This is a genomic window from Nostoc sp., from assembly GCF_036919815.1.
GTDB lineage: Bacteria > Cyanobacteriota > Cyanobacteriia > Cyanobacteriales > Nostocaceae > Nostoc.
In genome coordinates this window covers 35,406-58,206 of sequence record NZ_JBALCE010000092.1, presented here as the reverse complement: position 1 = coordinate 58,206, position 22,801 = coordinate 35,406, and the positions used below count along the sequence as shown (strand labels likewise).

Annotated in this window: 17 protein-coding genes and 1 pseudogene; 11 read left to right on the top strand and 7 right to left on the bottom strand. The window is 40.3% G+C overall.

Annotation, left to right across the window (positions count from 1 at the left end; genetic code table 11):
* A partial coding sequence (locus V7K15_RS22075; RefSeq protein ID WP_334908779.1) for a beta-1,6-N-acetylglucosaminyltransferase occupies positions 1-435 on the top strand: 435 nt, incomplete at its 5' end.
* Positions 436-608: 173 nt separating this feature from the next.
* On the opposite strand, the gene V7K15_RS22070 is transcribed toward V7K15_RS22075, so the two are convergent.
* Both V7K15_RS22070 and V7K15_RS22065 read right to left on the bottom strand, forming a co-directional pair.
* A complete protein-coding gene (locus tag V7K15_RS22070) occupies positions 609-1,400 on the bottom strand; it encodes a phytanoyl-CoA dioxygenase family protein (RefSeq protein WP_334908777.1) in 792 nt (263 codons plus the stop codon).
* Positions 1,401-1,691: 291 nt separating this feature from the next.
* Positions 1,692-3,137, bottom strand: a complete 1,446-nt coding sequence (locus V7K15_RS22065; RefSeq protein ID WP_334908775.1) for an MFS transporter — start codon at positions 3,135-3,137, stop codon at positions 1,692-1,694.
* A 924-nt stretch (positions 3,138-4,061) separates the two neighbouring features.
* On the opposite strand from V7K15_RS22065, the gene V7K15_RS22060 reads away from it, so the two are divergent.
* The 6 genes and pseudogenes from V7K15_RS22060 to V7K15_RS22035 all read left to right on the top strand — a co-directional run.
* Positions 4,062-5,294: a sedoheptulose 7-phosphate cyclase gene (locus V7K15_RS22060; protein ID WP_334908773.1), complete on the top strand. Its 1,233-nt coding sequence runs from the start codon at positions 4,062-4,064 to the stop codon at positions 5,292-5,294.
* Positions 5,294-6,130, top strand: a complete 837-nt coding sequence (locus V7K15_RS22055) for an O-methyltransferase (protein WP_334908772.1) — start codon at positions 5,294-5,296, stop codon at positions 6,128-6,130. The genes V7K15_RS22060 and V7K15_RS22055 overlap by 1 nt, the downstream gene beginning before the upstream one ends.
* 254 nt (positions 6,131-6,384) lie before the next feature.
* Entirely contained in the window at positions 6,385-7,776 is a 1,392-nt protein-coding gene (locus V7K15_RS22050) for an ATP-grasp domain-containing protein (RefSeq protein ID WP_334908771.1), read from the top strand.
* Positions 7,777-7,829: 53 nt separating this feature from the next.
* Positions 7,830-8,876 (top strand): D-alanine--D-alanine ligase family protein, encoded by a 1,047-nt coding sequence (locus V7K15_RS22045; protein ID WP_334908769.1) that lies wholly within the window; start codon positions 7,830-7,832, stop codon positions 8,874-8,876.
* A gap of 170 nt (positions 8,877-9,046) precedes the next feature.
* The gene (locus V7K15_RS22040; RefSeq protein ID WP_334908767.1) at positions 9,047-10,006 is read left to right on the top strand and encodes a leucine-rich repeat domain-containing protein; all 960 of its coding nucleotides are present in this window, start codon (positions 9,047-9,049) and stop codon (positions 10,004-10,006) included.
* 50 nt (positions 10,007-10,056) lie between these two features.
* Positions 10,057-10,335: pseudogene (locus V7K15_RS22035) on the top strand (LysR family substrate-binding domain-containing protein); the annotation flags it as partial.
* 112 nt (positions 10,336-10,447) lie between these two features.
* Here the strand turns inward: V7K15_RS22035 and V7K15_RS22030 are convergent.
* From V7K15_RS22030 to rsmH, 5 genes are all read right to left on the bottom strand, one after another.
* Positions 10,448-11,005: a methylmalonic aciduria and homocystinuria type D protein gene (locus tag V7K15_RS22030; RefSeq protein WP_334908764.1), complete on the bottom strand. Its 558-nt coding sequence runs from the start codon at positions 11,003-11,005 to the stop codon at positions 10,448-10,450.
* A gap of 32 nt (positions 11,006-11,037) precedes the next feature.
* Positions 11,038-11,232, bottom strand: coding sequence for a hypothetical protein (locus V7K15_RS22025; protein ID WP_334908762.1), 195 nt, complete (start codon positions 11,230-11,232; stop codon positions 11,038-11,040).
* Between the two features lie 72 nt (positions 11,233-11,304).
* Positions 11,305-11,511, bottom strand: a complete 207-nt coding sequence (locus V7K15_RS22020) for a glycogen debranching protein (protein ID WP_334908760.1) — start codon at positions 11,509-11,511, stop codon at positions 11,305-11,307.
* A 146-nt stretch (positions 11,512-11,657) separates the two neighbouring features.
* A complete protein-coding gene (locus V7K15_RS22015) occupies positions 11,658-12,311 on the bottom strand; it encodes a MotA/TolQ/ExbB proton channel family protein (protein ID WP_334908758.1) in 654 nt (217 codons plus the stop codon).
* Positions 12,312-12,430: 119 nt separating this feature from the next.
* Positions 12,431-13,318, bottom strand: coding sequence for a 16S rRNA (cytosine(1402)-N(4))-methyltransferase RsmH (gene rsmH / locus V7K15_RS22010; protein WP_334908756.1), 888 nt, complete (start codon positions 13,316-13,318; stop codon positions 12,431-12,433).
* Positions 13,319-13,550: 232 nt separating this feature from the next.
* Here rsmH and V7K15_RS22005 point away from each other — a divergent pair, with 232 nt between their 5' ends.
* The 4 genes from V7K15_RS22005 to V7K15_RS21990 all read left to right on the top strand — a co-directional run bounded on the left by V7K15_RS22005 (position 13,551) and on the right by V7K15_RS21990 (position 22,715).
* Positions 13,551-14,735, top strand: a complete 1,185-nt coding sequence (locus V7K15_RS22005) for an NAD(P)H-quinone oxidoreductase subunit H (RefSeq protein WP_334908753.1) — start codon at positions 13,551-13,553, stop codon at positions 14,733-14,735.
* 223 nt (positions 14,736-14,958) lie between these two features.
* Positions 14,959-18,414, top strand: a complete 3,456-nt coding sequence (locus V7K15_RS22000) for a helicase-related protein (RefSeq protein ID WP_334908751.1) — start codon at positions 14,959-14,961, stop codon at positions 18,412-18,414.
* Between the two features lie 219 nt (positions 18,415-18,633).
* On the top strand, positions 18,634-18,855 hold the full coding sequence (locus tag V7K15_RS21995) for a hypothetical protein (RefSeq protein WP_334908749.1): 222 nt from the start codon (positions 18,634-18,636) through the stop codon (positions 18,853-18,855).
* A gap of 269 nt (positions 18,856-19,124) precedes the next feature.
* Entirely contained in the window at positions 19,125-22,715 is a 3,591-nt protein-coding gene (locus tag V7K15_RS21990) for an Eco57I restriction-modification methylase domain-containing protein (RefSeq protein WP_334908747.1), read from the top strand.
* The last annotated feature ends 86 nt before the right edge of the window (positions 22,716-22,801 follow it).

Genomic DNA, 22,801 nt, shown 5'->3' with positions numbered 1-22,801 from the left:
CATTACTCAAAAAAATACTTTGCTCAACTGAATATAGAAATACGCTTAGAACATCCTTTATTAACGAAAGCTTTTCTTCCTTTCTCAAACAAACTTGCTTGTTTCAGTGGAAGTCAATGGTTTTGTGCCAATCGCAAAAGTGCTGAGTACATTATCGATTTCCACGGACAGAGAAATGCCCTAACCTTACATTACAGTCAAGTCAAGCATGCAGACGAGGCATATTTTCAAACTATACTTGCTAATTCACCTCACCTGAGACTAAAAAATGACCGTCGGCGATATATTGATTGGTCAACTGGAGGCCCTCATCCAAAAATATTGCTAATGGAAGATTTGCCTAATCTGCTTGCATCATCTGCTGATTTTGCTCGGAAATTTGACATTGATATAGATAGCAATATTCTCGATGAACTGGATAGAATTACATCTTAGTAGTAACTTAACATTTTAGTAACTCTAGCAAGATAAGTCCTGGCTGGTTGTTACCGAATTAATGGCAATTTACAAAAGATTTTCTCTAGCGATTGGCGCAAGCCACTGCCTCGAAACAATCACATCCTTGAAAATAACAGCAACGACCTGTAAATTGCCAACTAGCGATGCAGTTAAACTCTAGGAAATATATCGCAGTCTATCGGCTCACCAGTTTTTTTGGCTTTGAATGAATTAAATTCTGGTATATCCATTTCATCAACAGGTCTAAAAGGCCATGCTTTCGGGCGGTGATAGAAAGTAACATCATCGCCAGTCCAATTCGTCACTACTGCACGTCGTTGTGTGGAAGATATATTGGTTACTGAATGATGAATTGTTAGAAAATGATGAACCAAGCAATCTCCAGGCTCCATATCCCAAGATAAAATTTCGTAAGCCTCTGGCTCTACAAACCAGGAGGGGTTTGATGCTTCACGTAACTCTTTGCCCCATCGATGAGAAGCTTTGATGTACTCTAATCGACCATTTTTTTGGTTCGCGCTATCTAAAGCCAGCCAAATTTTACAACACTGCCAACCTTGTATAGGCCAGTAAGGTAGGTCGTTATGCCACCCAACACGGCTGTCCGCTTTCGGCTTTTTAACAAAGAAACCGTCACCCAAAAAGTTAAGTTTTTTCGATTTTAAGACTTGAGCAGCGATCGTTGCTAGCGGAGATTCAAAAGCCAAAGCCCGGAAATCAGGGTCAGTGAGCCATAAGCTACTAGCATGCTCCACATGACCTTCTGATCTGGGGATACCCTTAATTTCTAGAGGACCAGGAATTAATACATTCTTGTCAACGGCTGTTCGCATCCGTTCTACCCAGATGTCATCCAAAACATTTTTGACGCAGATAACGCCGTCACGCTCGAAAGCTTCAACTTGTTGGAGGCTGATTTTTGATGTGTCTACCTTGAGCATCGTAACTTTTTCAGATTTTGAAATTTAACTAATTTGGGTCAGATAAGCTAATTGGCATTCAAATTGCATATTGAAACAGAAGTTACAACCAGAATGTAAACTAAATGTATATCAGCTTGATCTAACAACCAATTTCTAGAACCTGCTTTACTGACATCAACGTTGTCACTATGTCATAAAACTTTTTTAGTATAGAGTAGAGATTAAGTTAACAGTTCTCCCTGTAGGTGGATAAATCTCCAATCTGAGCGCAACAGCGTTTGTTAACATCTCTACTTAGCCAATTTCACCCTAACTACCCAGATCCTTTTTAATAATCAGTGGGACAAGTGACGCTAGTCGTAATATACCAGACACAACGAACACTTCCACTATGCCAAAAGACCCACCAAATTGAGCGATTAAGCCACCTATAGTTGCTCCTAAAGCACCACTTGCTCCAGCAACAGCTGCTGCTGTTGCAAAATAGATAGACTGATTTTTTAGTGGTGCAATCTCTATCTGAAGATTGTTGTTACACAAATCAACTCCTCCCCAATTACCCCCAATGAAAATGTGTAACAGCGGCAACCACAGCCAGAGGTCTAGAGGAGTAGAACCAATCCTCAGCCACAGCCAGGGTATGACGGCAATTAGAATTCCATTAGAAATTAGAATAGGACGATTGCCTATTTTATCTGCTAATCTACCCCACAGGATGAGCATCAGCATATGTGCTCCTGCTCGCAGGCTATTGTAGAAAGTTACCCAACTCACATCCAGGTTCAGCGTATCTAGCAAGTAGAGGTTAAAAAACGGGGCACTCAGGTTTACAGCAAATGTCCATGAGCCGAAATAAAGCAGAAACACCAAAAAATTAGAGTTTTTCCAAATGCTACTATCTATCTGGTTTTGGGGAGTTGGCATTTGCGGCAGACAGATTGCTTCAGATATCTCACCAGGTTCATTTGATGCCGAGTCTGACTGAATCTCATTTGTTTGAGATGAGTCACTATGGTAACTATTTTGTAATTGGGGATTTATATCTACCTGGAAATACTGACACCCCAAGCTGACAATTCCAAAGATAATGCCTAAGAGCAAAATCACCCCATAACCTTGGATAGTCCCCCCGTACCAATGTGATACAGCTAAACCTGCTAAAGGCAAGCTGACCAACTCGGTGAAGTTGGCAGCGCTATTGCGTAGCCCGAAATATCTACCTCGCAATCGCCGTGGGACTAACATTGCTATCCAACTGAACCACGATGCACTTCCTAATCCTCCTAAAAGATGGCTGCATAGGAGAATCAAAAGCGTCAATATCACTAATTGGTTTGAATTAAGCCCTCCCCAACTAAAGCTAACAATGCCAATTACTAAAATTAGCCACAGTAATCGAGCAATCCCATGAGTGCGAAGGGAATACTGAAAGCGGCTAGTGCTACGTTCAGATAAGTAAGCACCCATCGGCTGAAAGAGATTCACCAACATGGGGATAGAACTTATCATCCCAAATACTATCGGACTGGCATCCAACTCCACTAAGAAATTACCTAGCAAAACTCCGCCGTTGCCAATAGAGAAAAGTGCTGCGAAAACACCATCGATAGTGGAAGCCTTCAAACTGGTGCGAATAGCATCTTTAGAAATCCGAGGGCTGAGTGTTGAGGTCCCAGAGAGTGTTGTTGATGGTGAGGCAATCTCAGCAATTTCTAAAGAAAGAGGCGCATCTGTTTCAACTGGAACAGAATCCATAAGTATAGTATTTAACAATATAATAGCGAAGCATCCTAAATTCAAAGAGCAAGGGGAACTCCATGTTTAAAAGCAAGGGTTTCTAATCAGGACACTCAAAATAAAAGTTTTTTTCTTTTCCATGAATAAATTCACTTGCTCTAAATATTTAGGGGTAGTTGGGGTCTCTTGAAGGGAAAGGAATTAAAGCTTTTTTCCTTCCCCTAAAGAATAAATTTGAGGTCTTACCTAAACGTTGAGTTGGAGAGTGAATTTTTGAATGGCTGAACCAATATCGTCATCTCACTTAGGATTATGAGTGACTTCTAGATGAATTAAGCAGCTATATATTGCATTATTACACGGATTATGTGTTGTGGTCTGGCTACCTAAAGATTGACTTTCTAAATAGTCTCTCAAATAGCAAAATCCGCAAAATCTACTTTTTTTGTTTGAAATCTACCTATGGTTTAGGTAAAATAATTTAAAAATCGTGGTATGTTAAAAAATGTAAACAAGCGCTTAAGCTTTTTGAGCAAGTAACATAACTGTTCTAGCTTGCTTGGAAACTCTTATGCAGCTAGCATAAGTCTGTAATTCCCTGAGGCTAGATATAGCATTAACACTTTAAAACTGTGAGAAAATGTATGAATTTTTGTTGCAGAAGTTTGTATAACTTCTCAGGTTGAGCATAGACTGACAGTCTTTTGCCATGCTTCTGAAATGAAAAGTAGATGCGCCTAATCTGTGGTGTTCTATTTTGATATTTCTAAATTTGCAATAATCACAATCCAATTTAATTGAGAGCTACTTCTTTTTCCTATCGAATTTGAGGCAGTTTACCCATGAGGTGATTTTAGCAAATGATCATATTTTAGAAGTGCTTAAACTTCTAATTGCATCTAGATTCCAGTTAAAACTTATTTCACATAAAGGGCAAAAATAGTGACTATTGTTCAAACAAAACTTCAAGCGACTGAAACCACATTTCACATAGAAGCTTATGAAAAGATTGAGTATGACTTAGTTTACGTAGATGGGGTTTTCGATATTGCTAATCAAGAACTTGCAGATATATATAGAAGTTTTGGAAGATGCTTGGCTGTTATAGATACTAACGTCAACCATTTTTACGGTACTCAGATTGAAAAATATTTCCGTTATTACGGGATTGATTTGAAGATTTTTTCTCTTACTGTTAGCGAACCAAACAAATCTATCCAAACATTTGAGACAATTATCGATGTGTTTGCTGACTTCAAATTAGTGCGTAAAGAGCCAGTATTAGTAGTAGGTGGTGGTTTAATTACAGACGTTGTAGGTTTTGCTTGCTCTACTTATCGCCGTAGTAGTAATTACATCCGAATTCCTACTTCTCTGATTGGTTTAATTGATGCAAGTGTGGCTATTAAGGTAGCAGTTAACCATAAGAAGTTGAAAAATCGTTTAGGTGCTTATCACGCTTCCCAAAAAGTCTTATTGGACTTTTCTCTGCTCCGTACTTTACCAACAAACCAAGTGCGTAATGGGATGGCAGAGTTAGTCAAAATCGCTGTAGTTGCTCACTCTTCTGTGTTTGAGTGGTTGGAAAAGTATGGGGAAGAACTACTTGACACCCATTTTGCTAATATTGACGCAACTCCAGAGCTCAAAGAAATAGCTCACCGTCTGACTTACGAAGCGATCAAAAAAATGCTGGAGTTAGAAGTACCCAACCTCCAAGAGCTAGACTTGGATAGGGCAATTGCTTACGGACATACTTGGAGTCCTACTTTGGAACTTGCGCCACGGGTGCCTTTGTTTCATGGACATGCAGTCAGTATTGACATGGCCTTATCTGCAACGATCGCTGCAAATAGAGGTTATATCACTAATGAAGAACGCGATCGCATTTTAGGATTAATTAGTCGTTTGGGACTGACTCTTGATCATCCTCTATTAGATGAAGAACTTTTATGGGATGCTACCGAGTCTATCACTCTCACACGAGATGGTTTGTTAAGAGCCGCGATGCCCAAACCTATTGGTACTTGCTTCTATGCTAATGATTTGACGCGTGAAGAATTGGCACTAGCTTTAGCAGAACATAAGCAGCTTTGCAGCACCTATCCTCGTGGTGGTGAAGGCGTAGATATGTACCCCGTTTATCAGACAGAACTAGTTGGGAGTGCAAAATAATGTCTACTACAATAGACACGCCCACAGCTAGACCTGTGACACCGCTAGGAATATTAGCAAAGAAGTTAGAAGCTGTTGTAAAAGAGATTAACCAACGCACAGATTTACCTGTGGAGTTAGTCGCCAACCTCAATCAAGCATGGCATTTGGCAGCAGGTTTAGACCCTTACTTGGAAGAATTTACTACCCCGGAATCAGCCGCTTTAACTGCACTTGCCCATAAAACATCTACAGAAGCATGGCAACAACGCTTTACAGAAGGAACAACAGTGCGCCCTTTAGAGCAAGAGATGCTATCTGGTCATGTAGAAGGACAAACTCTCAAAATGTTTGTTCATATGGCTAAGGCCAAAAGAGTACTAGAAATAGGGATGTTTACAGGTTATTCTGCACTAGCAATGGCAGAAGCATTACCTGCGGACGGAGTGCTAATAGCCTGCGAAGTAGACGCTTTTGCCGCAAAAGTTGCACAAGCGGCTTTTGATCAATCTGTTCACGGTAAAAAAATCCGCGTGCAATTAGGTGCAGCTTTACAAACCTTAAATAAGTTGGTAGAAGCTGGAGAATCATTTGACTTAGTGTTTATTGATGCCGATAAAAAGGAGTACATAACCTACTTTCAAACATTGCTAGATACTAATTTGCTAGCAGCTTCTGGTTTTATTTGTGTAGATAATACACTCCTGCAAGGAGAGGTTTATTTACCTGTAGAACAACGCACCGCCAACGGTGAAGCGATCGCTCAATTCAACCGTGTTGTCGCTGCCGATCCGCGTGTAGAGCAAGTTATGTTACCCATACGAGATGGGATGACGCTGATTAGACGCGTGGTGTAATCAAGGGATAAGGGAGATAAGAAGGAATAATTTTTCGCTTGCTTGCTAATCTCCCTCATCCCTTGATTTTTGCATACTCCCATTACTCCCCCCAATACGCTTGGGTTAAGGCTAAAAACTAAAACTGGTGTAGGTTGGGTTTCGTTGCTTAACCCAACATTATCAACCATTTATTGGGTTTCGCTATTGCTCAACCTAAGCTACTATTTTTCTTAACCCAAGCGTATTGCTACTCCCTTTAGTTTCAAAGACTTATGGTGCAATCAATTTCTTTATCTCTACCTGAATCTATAACCTCATCAACGGGTGTCAGGGTAAAGGTAGTGGCTCTATTCAAGACTCTAGGTACTCTGACATTATTACTAATAGCCTTGCCGTTCAATGCTTTTATAGTGTTGATATCTTTGCTGTGGGGTATTGTGCAGTTTCCGAAAAAAGCTGTTGTAGGCGCTCATCAACAGACTATTTTGGTGAGTGGAGCCAAAATGACCAAAGCATTGCAACTTGCTCGCTGCTTTCATGCAGCAGGACACAGAGTTATTCTGATTGAAGGTCACAAATATTGGTTGTCTGGGCATAGATTCTCAAAGGCTGTAAGTCGTTTTTATACAGTTCCGGCACCCGAAGAAGACCCAGAAGGCTATATCCAGGCGCTAGTAGAAATCGTTAAAAAGGAAAAGGTTGACGTTTATGTACCTGTATGCAGTCCTGTAGCTAGTTACTACGACTCTTTAGCAAAGCCTGCATTATCAGAATACTGCGAAGTTTTCCACTTTGATGCAGATATAACCAAGATGTTAGATGATAAATTTGCCTTCACTGATCAGGCGCGATCGCTTGGTTTATCTGTCCCCAAGTCTTTTAAAATCACAGATCCTCAACAAGTTATCAATTTCGATTTTAGTCAAGAAACCCGCAAATATATTCTTAAAAGTATTTCTTACGACTCCGTTCGCCGGTTAAATTTAACCAAACTTCCCTGCGACACCTCAGAAGAAACAGAAGCCTTTGTTAACAGTTTACCCATCAGTCCAGAAAAACCTTGGATTATGCAAGAGTTTATTCCTGGTAAAGAGTTATGCACACATAGTACAGTGCGGGACGGGGAATTAAGATTACATTGCTGTTCAAACTCTTCTGCGTTTCAAATCAACTATGAAAACGTCGAAAATCCCCAAATTCGGGAATGGGTGCAACACTTCGTCAAGAGTTTGGCACTAACTGGGCAAGTTTCTTTCGACTTTATCCAAGCTGAAGACGGTACAGTTTACGCCATTGAATGCAATCCCCGTACTCATTCGGCAATCACAATGTTTTACAATCATCCTGGTGTTGCAGACGCCTATTTTGGAAAAACTCCCCTAGCTGCACCTCTCGAACCCCTAGCGAGTAGTAAGCCTACTTACTTCATCTATCACGAAATCTGGCGACTAACTGGTATCCGTTCCTGGAAACAATTGCAAACATCGGTTAATACCCTAGTGCGAGGCACTGACGCCATTTACAGCTTTAATGACCCTATACCATTTTTGACTTTGCATCATTGGCAGATTCCCTTACTTTTGCTGAAGAATCTACAAAAACTCAAAGGATGGGTAAAAATAGACTTCAACATTGGCAAATTGGTGGAATTAGGTGGCGATTAAAATAATTCGTAATTCGTAATTCGTAATTCGTAATTAAGTTAGGAAGATGAATCATGCCAGTACTTCGTATCCTTCATTTAGTTGGGTCTGCATACAATGATTTTTACTGTGATTTGTCACGCCTTTACGCTCAAGACTGTCTGTCTGCAATCGTAGATGAATCGCACTATGACTTTCAGATTGCATACATTACACCTGATAGCCAGTGGCGATTTCCTCGCTCGCTGAGTCAAGAAGATATCGCCATCAGCAAACCGATTTCTTTGCTTGATGCCATAGAGTTTATAACAGCGCAAAACATTGACCTCGTGTTACCACAAATGTTTTGTATTCCGGGAATGACTCACTACCGCGCCCTATTCGATCTGCTGAAGATCCCTTATATAGGCAATAGTTCGGATACAATGGCGATCGCAACTCACAAAGCTAGAGTCAAAGCAATTGTCGAAGCAGCAGGGGTGAAAGTGCCTCGTGGAGAATTGCTCCGCCAAGGAGATGTTCCGACAATTAAACCTCCAGCAGTCGTTAAACCTGCCAGTTCCGCCAACTCTTTAGGGGTGTCTTTAGTCAAAGAGGTTACTGACTATGACGCTGCCCTGAAGAAAGCATTTGAATATGCAGATGAAGTGATCGTAGAAGCATTTATTGAACTCGGTCGAGAAGTCAGATGTGGCATCATTGTCAAAGACGGGGAACTAGTGGGTTTACCCCTTGAGGAGTACCTGTTAAACCCCAACGATAAACCTATCCGCAGCTATGCTGATAAACTCCAACAAACGGACGATGGCAACTTGCGTTTTAGCGCTAAAGATAATATCAAGTCTTGGATTGTAGACCCTAACGATCCGATCACCGAAAAGGTTCAGCAAGTGGCTAAGAAGTGTCATCAGGCTTTGGGTTGTCGCCACTACAGTTTATTTGACTTTCGGATCGACCCCAAGGGACAACCTTGGTTTTTAGAAGCCGGGTTGTATTGTTCTTTTGCCCCCAAAAGTGTGATTTCCTGTATGGCGAAAGCAGCAGGAATTCCTCTAAATGAGTTATTAATGACGGCTATCAATGAAACGTTAAGCAGTAATCAAAAGGCGTTAAAAAATTGATAGTGAATTTGTTAAAGTAATTCGTAATTCAGTTTTGTGGTTTATTAATTCCAAACAACTGCGGCGACCGAAAAATAGCTGATTTTATTTTTACTTTATTAATTTTTTATACCAAATTTAAGTAATGTTTGTATAATTAATTGCATAAATGAATAGTATAATCTCATGCAATGAAACTTACTTTAGCGATCGCCACAATATTTACTTTTACTTTGGGATTTTACACCACACAGACTATTGCTGCTCCTCTGGCAACTACCAGAAGCTTTACAGATTGGTGTGAGCAGAAATCAACTTTACCTCCACAGACAAAACATACTGTTGAGGTTCTTTTAGAAAAAGCCCAGACTCAAAACTGCAACCAGGCTAACCAAAAGCTGACTCATTTAATGATTCTCGACCTCCACTCAAATAAAATCAGTGATATCAAGCCTTTATCCGCTCTGACTAATTTGACTTCTCTCACCCTCAACTTCAATAAAATCAGTGATATCCAGCCTTTGTCCAATCTAACTAATTTGACTTGTCTCTCCCTCGACTCAAATAAAATCAGCGATATCAAGCCTTTATCCACTCTGAATAATTTGACTGGACTCGACCTCGGCTCAAATAAAATCAGCGATATTAAGCCTTTGTCTGCTCTGACAAAATTGACTTATCTCTCCCTCAACTTCAATAAAGTCAGCGATATCAAGCCTTTGTCTGATCTGACAAAATTGACTTATCTCTTCCTCAGCTTAAATAAAGTCAGCGATATCAACCCTTTGTCTGCTCTGACAAAATTGACTCATCTCCTCCTCGGCTTAAATGAAATCAGCGATATCAAGCCTTTGTCTACTCTGACAAAATTGACTTATCTCTCCCTCAACTTCAATAAAATCAGCGATATTAAGCCTTTGTCCACTCTGGTTAATTTGACTTTTCTCAACCTCGACTCAAATGAAATCAGTGATATCAAGCCTTTGTCTACTCTGATTAATTTGACTTATCTCGACCTGGAATCAAATAAAATCAACAATATCAAGCTTTTGTCCGCTTTGACAAAATTGAATTTTCTTATTGTTAAGAATGACCCGATCGCACCCAAAATCTGTCCTGTAAAACCAGAATCTATTTGTCAATTTGATTAGCTTCAGAATTGACAGCCGTCAGATTGACTCTGAAAGAATAATCCAAAATTCTCTGCCAGCAATCAGGCTTTAGTCCCTCTGTAAGTCAACAAGCCATCCAGATGCAAACAATTATTAGCCTAGTAGCAGCCAAAATAGGTGTTGCAATTGTGCCGACATCTTTACAAAATCTGGAATGAACCGGGGTAGTTTATAAAAATATCGAACCAGCCAGCCCAAAAGTTGCGTTCGTTGCAGACGTTGGCGTAGCCATCGCAATGATTTGGCGCAGCAGTGAGACATCTCCAACGATACAGAGATTTCTGGAGATAGTCAGACAATCTGCCTAACAGTGGTTAGCAAATGATGGTTTTTTATTCTCCTCATTTTCAATATAAATGAGGGGATGAACGAGATGAGAGAGAAATAACCAATACCCAATGCCCAATGCCCAATACTCAATTAATAATCAATTTCTTTCCACCCATGCATGGCTGCTATGCTTTTAGTAACCCATTCGATCACAATTGGGGGAGCTTCTGATATCAAAATGCTAGGATAAACTGCTGCACCCCAGTCGGGATGAATTAATACACGGCATTGATTTTTAATCACTGGATAGTTGAGCAAAGCTTTGACAACTGCTGTGTCATCGTGGGGAATTGCTCCGGGATGGGACATTAAAGGATAGCCTGTACGAGGGTCGATTAGGTCTGTTAAATAGCCGCGATCGCGCAGATTAAATGCCAAATCGCAGCCAAATCTCATAAACTTTTCTCGCAAGCATTCTTTCTCTGTCTCTACTTCTGCCGTCCTTTTGACTAGTTGATAACGCGATTGCTGTAAGACAATCACTACTCGTAAAAATGGCTGCCGTTTCCAATCTGGTAATATCCGTTCGCAGTTGGCACAGATATATTGACTGGGAGGATGAATTGAAATTTGAACTGCTTGTCCCGTTTCGGCAACTAAGTTAATGGGACAAGCTTGCTCCGAAGTGTAAACCTTGGGATAGTTCACTAAATTGATTCGGTTTATGCAAGTTTTTTAATTTAATCTCCGGTATAGATGATAGCTCTTAAAAGTTCCAAAAAATCATCAATCTTCTCTAATATGTTGCTTTTTTTGGCAGCAGTTGTTAATAAGTTGATAATTTTAATCCGAATTTTATCCTTTATTAACCTGCTGTAATGGGATTTGTGGCGATCGCTGTAGGCGTTGGCATATATAGAGCGTGTGGTAGACAAGCGATGCCTATGGCGGGCTACGCCGGATCTCCTGAAATGTGGTCGTTCAAAATCCCCAAAAAATAACCCGAATTAATTAAGTTTTAAAGAATTCACTGGCACTTCATCCCAAGATTCGACTGTCCGCAATCGCGCTAGCCAACCTGCTGCCTTTTGCGTCTCGGTCAAATTATTCTCAAAGGAATCATGACAATCTTTAGCTTGAGATTCATTACAACAGGCAATACAGGCATGAATCATCCCCGACGGATCAATTTGCTCATTTACCCAAATAGTCATGGAATATTTCCTCGAAAACTGTAGCGAAAAAGGATATTCGTTATTTTAGAATACTATTAGAGTCAAAAATTGGAGAGCAAAATCGGTAACAAATAGTGAACTAATCCCCATTACCGATTACTAATTTCCAATTATCCAGTTCCGCTTCATCTGGTAGGCACATAAGATTTACCTCCTCTTTCATAGCGACGACGATAGAGTAATTCTAACTGTCCACCATATTCCTGAATCCAGGCAATCTGGCGCTGGTAAAGTCCCCGGAAGGTATTGGCAAATACAAGTGTAAAGATTGCGACTACCAATCCTGATGCTGTAGCTACCAAAGCTTCACTAATTCCAGATGTCACACCTGTTACTTTACTACCTCCCACATCTCCGATATTCAAGGAGGCAAAGGAGTTAATTAATCCCAAGACGGTGCCTAAAAGTCCCAACAGGGGCGCAAGACCAATAATTGTCTCAAATATATTTTGCGATCGCTTGAGCAAGGGGATTTCGCCTTGTGCTTGACTTTCTAATGCCAAACGAAATTCCTCTGGTGTCGGCTCCTCCAATTCTAAAGCGGCTAAAAAAATTCGAGCGATGGGTAAATCAGTATTTTTCTGCAATTTATCTAAAGCACTAACTACATTATCAAGGCGATAAAGCTGTAGCACCTCTCGCACCACCTTGTTTTGGCGATTATTTATCCTTGCCCAAAAAATTATACGTTCGATAATCAGCGCCAGCGCTAACAAGGACAACCCCAGCAGAGGCCATATAACCACGCCACCTGCTCTAAATATATTACTAATTTCCATCTAATCTTTTTTAACTCTCCAACAACGCTAGATTAACAGATCGTTGTTTTATAGCAATCCTGAATCATTCGTGAAAAACAAGATCCCCGACTTCTTTAAAGAAGTCGGGGATCTGTGGCTTAGAATACTCTTTGGGCTATCCTGAGTTTGGCCGAGCGCGATCGCGGATTATTACTAATTTCCTCCTCTTGTGCAATAATCGGCTTTTTTGTCAAGACCTTTAATAAAGGTAAATTTCTTAAACCATGTTTCACCGGGCGGTCTTCCAAACTGTGAAAACTGATAATCGCAATTCTGCCACCAGGGACAAGGGCATTTGGGGCTTTATCTAGAAAGGTTTCGAGGGATTTTAACTCATCGTTGACGACAATTCGTAGAGCTTGAAAAACACGGGTAGCGGGATGAATTCTACCATAACGGTATTTGGGGGGAACTGAAGAAGCGATCGCTTCAGCCAATTCAACAGTTGTGTGCAAAGGACGCCGTTCTACAATACGACGAGCAATGCGCCGTGATAATCTCTCTTCACCGTACTTAAAGAAAATGTCTGCTAAATCTGCTTCATTCCAATTATTAATCACATCAGCAGCAGTTAGCGATCGCCCTCGATCCATTCGCATATCCAAATTTGCAGCTTGGCGAAAGCTGAAACCCCGTTCCGGCTGATCTAAATGGTAAGAGCTGACCCCCAAATCGGCTAAAATACCGTCAAAAGTATTATGGGTAAACTCGTAGTCAGCAAAATTGCTATAAATAAATTGTATGCGATCGCTATATTCAGCTAAATTTTTCTGCGCTGCTGCCAAAGCATCTTCATCTTGGTCAACAGCCGTTACCCGCACATCCGCCGCCGCTTCTAAGATTAGGCGACTGTGACCACCACCGCCTACCGTCACATCTAAATAATGCCCGCCCGGACGCACTGCCAAACCCTCAATTAGTTCCCGACCCAAAACGGGAATATGGGAAAAATTCTGCGCTTCAAGTCCCTGATATCCAGCTTCCATATAATAATTGAAGAAGTGCAACAAAATGAAACATCAAGTAAAGTCCCTCCTCTGTCACCCCCTCTCCAACATACCCCTGTATGGGCAATACATGTAGACGCTCTCAAGGCAGTTTTCCTAAAAGTATTGCTCCTGCAAGCTTAATTTTGGCTTGGCAGACAAGATAAATTGGGTCTAGTTGGCATCTGCGCGGTAGAATTCAATATTTTCACGAACGGAGAACACGAAATCTATGACCAGACTAGAAACCCGCACTGAACCAATGCTGCTAAACATGGGGCCACAACACCCCTCAATGCATGGGGTTCTGCGGCTAATTGTCACCCTGGATGGCGAGGATGTGGTTGACTGTGAACCGGTTATCGGCTACCTGCACCGGGGAATGGAAAAAATTGCTGAGAACCGCACTAATGTAATGTACGTCCCCTACGTCAGTCGGTGGGACTACGCGGCGGGAATGTTCAACGAAGCCGTCACCGTCAACGCCCCAGAACAGCTTGCAGGTGTCGCTATCCCCAAACGCGCTAGCTACATCCGCGTCATCATGCTGGAGTTGAACCGCATCGCTAACCATTTGCTGTGGTTTGGCCCCTTCCTCGCTGACGTGGGCGCTCAAACTCCCTTCTTCTATCAGTTCCGGGAACGGGAGATGATTTATGATTTGTGGGAAGCCGCCACAGGCTATCGAATGGTGAATCACAACTACTTCCGGGTTGGTGGGGTAGCAGTCGATTTGCCTTACGGTTGGGTAGATAAGTGTCTGGAATTCTGTGACCACTTAATACCAAAAGTTGATGAGTACGAACGCTTAGTAACCGATAACCCCATCTTCCGGCGACGTGTTGAGGGTATTGGTACTATCACCCGTGAAGAAGCAATTAACTGGGGACTTTCTGGGCCAATGTTACGCGCATCTGGCGTGCAATGGGATTTGCGGAAGGTTGACCATTACGAATGCTATGACGATTTCGACTGGGACGTGCAGTGGGAAACCGCCGGTGATTGCTTTGCCCGTTACGTGGTGCGGATGCGGGAAATGCGCGAATCTGTGAAGATTATTCGCCAAGCAATTAAAGGACTTCCTGGCGGCCCTTACGAAAATCTGGAAGCTAAACGTTTAGCCGCAGGTAAAAAATCAGAGTGGGACGCATTTGATTATCAATATATTGGCAAAAAAGTTTCCCCTACCTTCAAGATTCCCAAAGGTGAAATCTACTCTCGTGTAGAAAGTGGCAAAGGTGAATTGGGAATTTATTTGGTTGGCGATGATAATGTCTTCCCCTTACGGTGGAAAATTCGCGCCGCCGACTTCAACAACCTTCAAATTGTGCCACATTTACTGCGTGGGATGAAAGTTGCAGATATTGTGGTCATCCTCGGCAGTGTTGACATAATCATGGGGTCTGTGGATAGGTAGATAATATCTATCTAAGTACTTTTTTAGAGCAGTTGTATTAGAGTGCAACTGCTCTATTTTTTATAATTTTTGAAGACGCGATAAATCGCCGTCAGGATGAAGGACTGATTATTGTACAGACGGCGATTTATCGCGTCTCTTGTCTTGCAGCCTTCAATAATCTAGCTGGAAAAATTTTTTACTCATATAACATAGGTATGAAATATTTATAGAATTTTAAATAATGCCCCGGATTTTTGACAACATTGATTTACAACTGCTACCGATTTTACGAGAGACTCTTAAAGTCTCTTATCGGGCAGATTTTTGCGTTGGCTACTTTAACCTCAGAGGTTGGCGAAAAATTGATGATTTGATTGAACAGTATCTTGGTAGTGAAAAGGCTTGTTGCCGTTTACTAATTGGGATGCAAAGTTTACCCAGTGATGAAGTTCATGCGGCATTTACCCTTGGTAGTGGTGATGGAGGGATTGATAATAGTGCCATCGTGCGGTTGAAAAAACGCATGGCTTCGGAATTTCGCCAGCAATTAACTATTGGTGCGCCGACTAATCAGGATGAAGCGGGGTTGCGGCGGTTAAGTCATCAGCTAAAAACTCAGAAACTAATTATTAAACTGTTTCTGGGACATCCCCTTCACGCTAAGTTATATCTTGTGCATCGTAATGATCCCAATACTCCAACTGTGGGATTCTTGGGTAGTAGTAATTTAACCCTTCCCGGATTGGCGAAACAAGGGGAGTTAAATGTTGATATTTTAGATCATGATGCTTGCAATAAACTGCAAAAGTGGTTTAGCGATCGCTGGCAAGATTACGGTTGTGTAGATATATCTCAAGAATTGGCAGAGATTATTGATCGGAGTTGGGCAAGAGTTGAGTCAATCTCACCTTACTACATCTACCTGAAGATAGCTTACCACTTATCCCATGAAGCGATCGCCGGACTTTCAGAATTTCGTATACCCCGCGAATTTAACAATTTATTTGACTTCCAAAAAGCCGCAGTGCAGCTAGCAGCGCGTCATGTAACTAGGCGTGGTGGCGTATTGGTGGGCGATGTGGTTGGTTTGGGTAAAACTTTAGTTGGAACCGCTCTTGCTAAGATATTACAAGAAGATTGTTATTTAGAAACATTAATTCTTTGCCCGAAAAACTTAGTCCCAATGTGGCAAGAATATGTAAATAACTATCGGCTACTTGCCGAAGTTATGTCAATTAGTCAAGTACAATATAAGTTACCAAAACTCCGCCGTTACCGAGTTGTGTTAATTGATGAAAGTCACAACTTACGTAACCGCGAAGGTAAACGTTATCGAGCAATTACAGAATATATTGCTGCTAACGAAAGCAAATGTATTTTATTATCTGCTACTCCTTACAATAAAAGTTATCTTGACCTTTCAGCGCAACTGCGGCTATTTGTTCCAGAAGACCAAGATTTAGGGTTAAGACCAGAAGCTTTAATTAATCAACTTGGTGGTAGTTCTATCGGAGAATTAGAATTTATTAGAAAGCATCAATGTTCTGTGCGTTCTTTAGCCGCCTTTGAGAAAAGTGAACATCCTGATGACTGGCGAGAATTGATGAAGCGCTACATGGTGCGACGGACTCGTTCATTTATTAAAGATAATTATGCCCACACAGATGAAACAGGGCGGAAATATTTAGAATTTTCTGATGGCAGACATTCTTATTTTCCCCAGCGCATACCTCGAAGTCTGAAGTTTCCTTTACAAGTTTCTAACACTGACTCTTATTCTCGTCTTTACTCAGAGTTAGTAGTAGAAGTAATTAATAAACTTAATTTACCTCGTTATGGGCTAGGAAATTACGTTATTGCTCAACCTAAACAACCGCCTACAGACACCGAACAACGTTTGATTAGTAGTTTGTTTCGTGGTGGTAGAAGGTTGATGGGTTTTTCTCGCACGAATTTGTTTAAACGTTTAGAAAGTAGTGGCGTTGTTTTTATCCAATCAATTGAACGCCACATTTTACGAAACTTCATTTATTTATATGCCTTAGAGCAAGGGCTTAATATTCCAATCGGAACTCAGGATGCTGAGTTATTAGATACAAGTAATAATGATGAAGATACTGATTCTGTGGCAGCAGCTTTGTTTGATACAGAAATGGATGATGATGATTCTGACTTAACCCCCCAGCCCCCTTCCCTAGTAGGGAATGGGGAGAATTCAAAGCCTCTCTCCCTACAGGAGAGAGGCTTTCCAGATTCTGTGAAAAGTCAAGAAAAAGTTTTTCGTCAAAGAGCAGAATCAATTTACCAAGAATATACAACCCGATATCAACGACGATTTAAGTGGTTGCCTTCTAGACTTTTTGACATTAAAAAACTGAAACGGGATTTGCTAGAGGATGCCAAAGCACTGATTAATGTGCTGCAAGACTGTGGCGAGTGGAATTCTCAAAAAGATGAAAAACTTGCTGCTTTAATCAAACTGCTAACAAAAACTCACCCCAAAGATAAAGTACTAATTTTCACACAATTTGCTGATACAGTCCGCTACCTTGCAGACAATTTGCAGTCGAGTCATATTACTAATTTAGCAGGGGTAACAGGTCAATCTAAAGACCCGACGGTAATTACGGGAAGATTTAGCCCTGTGAGTAATGGAAAACGGCAGCAAATTTCATCATCAGATGAGTTGCGGGTTTTGATAGCTACGGATGTTTTGAGTGAAGGTCATAATTTGCAAGACTGTGCAATTATCGTCAATTGGGATTTACCTTGGGCGATTATTCGCTTAATTCAACGTGCTGGAAGAGTAGACCGCATTGGACAAAATGCTGACCAAATTCTTTGTTATTCTTTTTTACCAGCCGAGGGAGTAGAACGCATTATTAATTTGCGGGGACGACTCCGCAAACGACTGCAAGAAAATGCAGAAGTGGTAGGAACTGATGAAGCTTTTTTTGAAGATGATGATGCACGGGTAATTCTTGACCTCTACAATGAGAAATCTGGAGTTTTAGATGGTGAAGAAGATACAGAAGTTGATTTGACATCAGAAGCATTTCAAATCTGGAAAAAAGCCACCGATGGTAATCCAGGTTTGAAAAAAACGATTGAAGAAATGCAAAATGTGGTTTATTCTACCCGCGCCCATACTCCGCAACCTGGGCAACCAGAGGGCGTATTGCTTTATATGAAAACCACTGAAGGAAATGATTCTTTGATTTATGTTGACCGCGATGGAAATAGCGTTACTCAATCACAATTAGCGGTGCTGCGGGTGGCGGCGTGTGAAGAATCTACCCCAGCGATACCCAGAGACGAACAGCATCATGAGTTAGTGAAAAAGGGTGGTGAATTGATTGCTGAAGAAGAGAAAAATGCCGGCGGTCAATTGGGACGACCATCAGGGGCAAGGTTTCGGACTTATGAACGACTCAAGGGTTATGTTCAAGATATGAAGGGAACACTATTTGTCAGCGAAGAACTTTTAAAAGCAATTGATGAAATTTACCGTTATCCTTTGCGACAGTCAGCTATTGATACTCTTAATCGTCAACTGAGAAGCGGTATTAATAACCAGCAGTTGGCTGAGTTAGTGGTGTCGTTACGGATAGATGACCGTTTGTGTGTTGTGACTGAAGAAATGGAGAAGCGAGAACCTCAGATTATTTGTTCTTTGGGATTATTTTGTAATTCGTAAATTAAAGTTTGTAGAATTGTAGGTTTGGTTGAACGAAGTGAAACCCAACAAACCACGCTAAATGTTGGGTAACGCATTGCCTCAACCCAACCTACACTTTACGTAAAATACCGAAATTAGAAAGCAAACTGGGGTTTGAGAAAGTAAAAGCTCATTTTGCTTGCGGAAAATACTGAAATGAGAAAGTAAAAGCTTATTTTGCTTGCGGAAAACACCAAAATGAGAAAGCAAAAGCTTATTTTGCTTGCGGAAAACACCAAAATGAGAAAGCAAAAGCTTCTTTTGAGTAAGTCAAAGCTGCTTTTACTTGCAGAAAACACCGAAATGAGAAAGCAAAAGCTTCTTTTGAATAAGCCAGAGCTTCTTTTGAGAAAGCATTTCAGTATTTTGAGACACAAAACGGGCATTTTTATAAAGCAATTAGGCATTTTGATAAAGTAATCAGCAAATATACCTGACAATTAAAAATGATGGTTGTACAAATAAAGCCGCCGCTTAAAAAAATCGGTAATGTTTCAGTAATATCTCTCAAGCGCAAGAAAGATAAAGGATTTATAAAGTATAAAAAGCATGGTAAAAATTTAACTCGTATAAATAGGGTTTCTTAAAGTCCGCGCTGGCGGACTTAATTTTTATAGTCACTGATTTCTTTTCTGAGTGGCTAGTTTACCATACTTGCTTTTTCTTATCCGAAAAATCTAGGGTAAATTATGTCACTCAATTTTCAACGAACACGCGATTTACTTTATAATTTCCAATTTAGTGATTTGTTTATAGAGGAATTAGGTTGGTCTAAACCTTCCAGACAAAAACCTATAACCTTAAAGATTGATAACAAGCCGTATCAATACCAGAAAATTGCTGAACTTTCAGGGGTTGCAATCTTTGAAATCACCGCAGCCGATGGGAAAATACCAGAGGCTAAAGTTATAGTTGCTATTCATCAGGAAATTACTAAACTAATAGCTGAAAATCTTCTAATTTTTATTACTGATAAACGCACGCGTAGTCTTTGGTATTGGGTGAAACGAGAAGGAAGTAAAAGCTTTGTTCGTGACCATTTATATGTCAAAGGTCAACCAGGAGATTTATTTTTAAGCAAGCTTGGTTCTTTAGTTATTGATATCACTGAATTAGAACATGGGGAACCGACTGTTCTAGAAATTGCCTATAAGCTACAACGTGGGTTTGATGTTGAGCCAGTAACTAAGAAGTTTTACAAGGAATTTCAAGAGCAACACCAGAAGTTTTTGCTGTTTGTTAAAGGTATTGACAATGAAACAGATAGGCGTTGGTATACATCGGTAATTCTCAATCGCCTGATGTTTGTTTATTTTCTCCAACGTAAGGGTTTTATTGATAATGAGGATTTAAATTATCTTCAAAATAAGCTGGAATTAAGTAAGCAAAAAGCTGATAATTATTTTTATAGTGAATTTCTCAAGGCTTTGTTTTTTGAAAGCTTTGCTAAACCAGAGACAGACAGAGATTTATCTGTACAAGAATTGGTAGGAAAGGTTAAATATCTGAATGGTGGACTATTTCTCAAGCATCAGATTGAAGATAAATATGATATTTCTATAGTTGATGAGGCGTTTGAGCAAGTTCTAGATTTATTTGGGCGTTATTCTTGGAATCTAGATGATACGCCGGAAGGAAAAGACGATGAGATAAATCCTGATGTCTTAGGGTACATTTTTGAAAAGTACATTAATCAAAAAGCTTTTGGAGCGTATTATACTAGACCGCAGATTACAGAATATCTTTGTGACAGAACTATTCACAAGTTAATTGTAGACCGCGTAAATGATGCGCTATCTGATAAGTATATAGCGCTTCTCGGCCTTTGTGAGGTACAAGAACCCCACCCCCAACCCCCTCCCCGCAAGCGAGGAGAGGGCTATGATGTACCTCATGTGATTAGTAAACGCTATAAGACATTTGAAGATATCAATGAACTTCTGATCAAGTTGGATGCAAATATTTGTCGTCTATTAATGGAAGATATTCTTCCTAATTTATCAATCCTTGACCCAGCTTGTGGTTCTGGTGCTTTTCTGGTGGCGGCGATGAAGACGCTTATTCAAGTTTATAGTGCGGTAATTGGGACTATTGAATTGATGGGTAATTGCTCTCTGAAAAAGACGCTTGAAGATATCCAAAGTTCCCATCCGTCAGTACTTTATTTTATCAAGAAGCGGATTGTTTCTGATAACCTCTATGGTATAGATATCATGGAGGAAGCAACGGAAATTGCTAAACTACGTCTTTTCTTAGCTTTGGTTTCTTCGGCTCACGATGTGGAAGAGTTAGAGCCTTTACCTAATATTGATTTTAATATTATGGCGGGTAATTCGTTAATTGGTTTAATTCGGGTTGATCAAACAGCTTTTGATGCTGTGGGAAATTCACTACAAGGAAATCTATTACAGTCTTTAGTCGCAGATAATTATCAGAAAATTCTGGAAGAAAAGAATAAATCTGTTGATTTGTACAAAAAACACGCTTTTTCATCTAAGGAATTACCAGATACAGATACACCTCAAGAGACTCGATTGATACACATCCGCAAAAATATTGAACAACTCAACAACGAATCACAAGAAAAGTTAAATGTTTTATTGTTGGATGAGTTTAGGCAAAAGCTGAGGATTCAATATGAAGAAGTTAAGTTAACAGGAAAACCACAGAAACGTAGATTGGAAGTTGAGGATATTGCAGCTTTGAAGCCGTTTCACTGGGGTTATCATTTTGACAAGGTTTTAGAACGCGGCGGTTTTGATGCGATTATTACTAATCCGCCGTGGGAAATATTTAAGCCTCAAGCTAAGGAGTTCTTTGCACAGCATAATGAATTGGTGACGAAGAACAAGATGGATATCAAGGATTTTGAGAAAGAACAGAGTAAACTTTTACAAAATCCCATAATTGCAAGTACTTGGTTAGAATATCAAAGTCAATATCCTTATGTCAGCGCTTATTATCGTTCATCTGAACAGTATAAAAATCAGATTTCTGTAGTAAATGGTAAAAAAGCTGGTACGGATATTAATCTATATAAGCTGTTTACAGAACAATGTTTTAATCTTTTGCGTTTAGGCGGTGAGTGTGGAATTGTAATTCCTAGCGGGATTTACACTGATTTGGGGACTAAGCAATTGCGGGAGATGTTGTTTAGTCAAACTAAAGTTACTGGTTTATTTTGTCTTGAAAATCGCAAGGAAATCTTTGAAGGTGTTCATCGCAGTTTTAAAATAGTTGTCCTTACTTTTGTTAAAGGTAGTACAACAATAGAATTTCCATCTGCGTTTATGCGTCATAATGTGCAGGAGCTTCAAAGGTTTCCTAGTGATGATAGCTTGCAGATTAATATTGATATGGTTCGTCAACTATCGCCAGATTCTTTATCGGTGATGGAGTTTAAGAATGAGATAGATATCCGCATAGCTGAGAAAATGCTTAAGTTCCCTTTGCTGGGTGAAAAGATTAAAGGTAAGTGGAATTTGCGCTTAACTGCTGAATTTCACATGACTAGCGACAGTAATTTATTTAAGCAACAGTCAGGTAAAGGAAAATTACCATTATATGAAGGTAAAATGATTCATCAGTTCACTCACCTATATGCTGAACCAAGATATTGGGTAGATGAACAAGAAGGGAGGAAAGCTTTATTAGGACGGAATGAAAGTGATAACGGTCAATATTTGGATTATCAATATTTTCGGTTAGGCTTTCGTGATATTGCTCGTAATACTGATGAAAGGACAATGATTTCAACTATCATCCCTCCTAACTTTCACGGTAACAAAATTCCAACCGCAAAAATCTTTGATGATGAAGAGAAACAGTTAATAGACAATACCGACCAATTATTTACTTGTGCAGTATGGAACAGCTTTGTTCTAGACTGGCTTTTACGAACAAAAGTGACTACAACGTTAAATTACTTTTATATTTACCAATTACCCGTTCCACGTTTAACAAAAAACGATCGCAACTTCAACGATATTGTACAACGCGCTGCCAAACTCATCTGCACCACACCAGAATTTGACGAACTCGCACAAGAAGTCGGTCTAGTTTCTCATCAACAAGGCGTTACCGATGAAACAGAACGCGCCAAGTTACGCGCCGAACTCGATGGGATGATAGCACACCTTTACGGTTTAACTGAAGATGAATTTAGCTACATCCTCACTACATTTCCGATTGTTAATGCGATCGTTAAGGACGCAGCTTTGTCAGCTTACCGTAGTTTTGCCCCAATGTTTGGAGACTTAAAAATATTAGCATCTATCTAATAGCAGAAGAAAACCTCACCCTGGTTATGCTACGCAAAACCTGTCCCTCTCCTTATTAAGGAGAGGGATGTTTGTTAGGAGGGGAT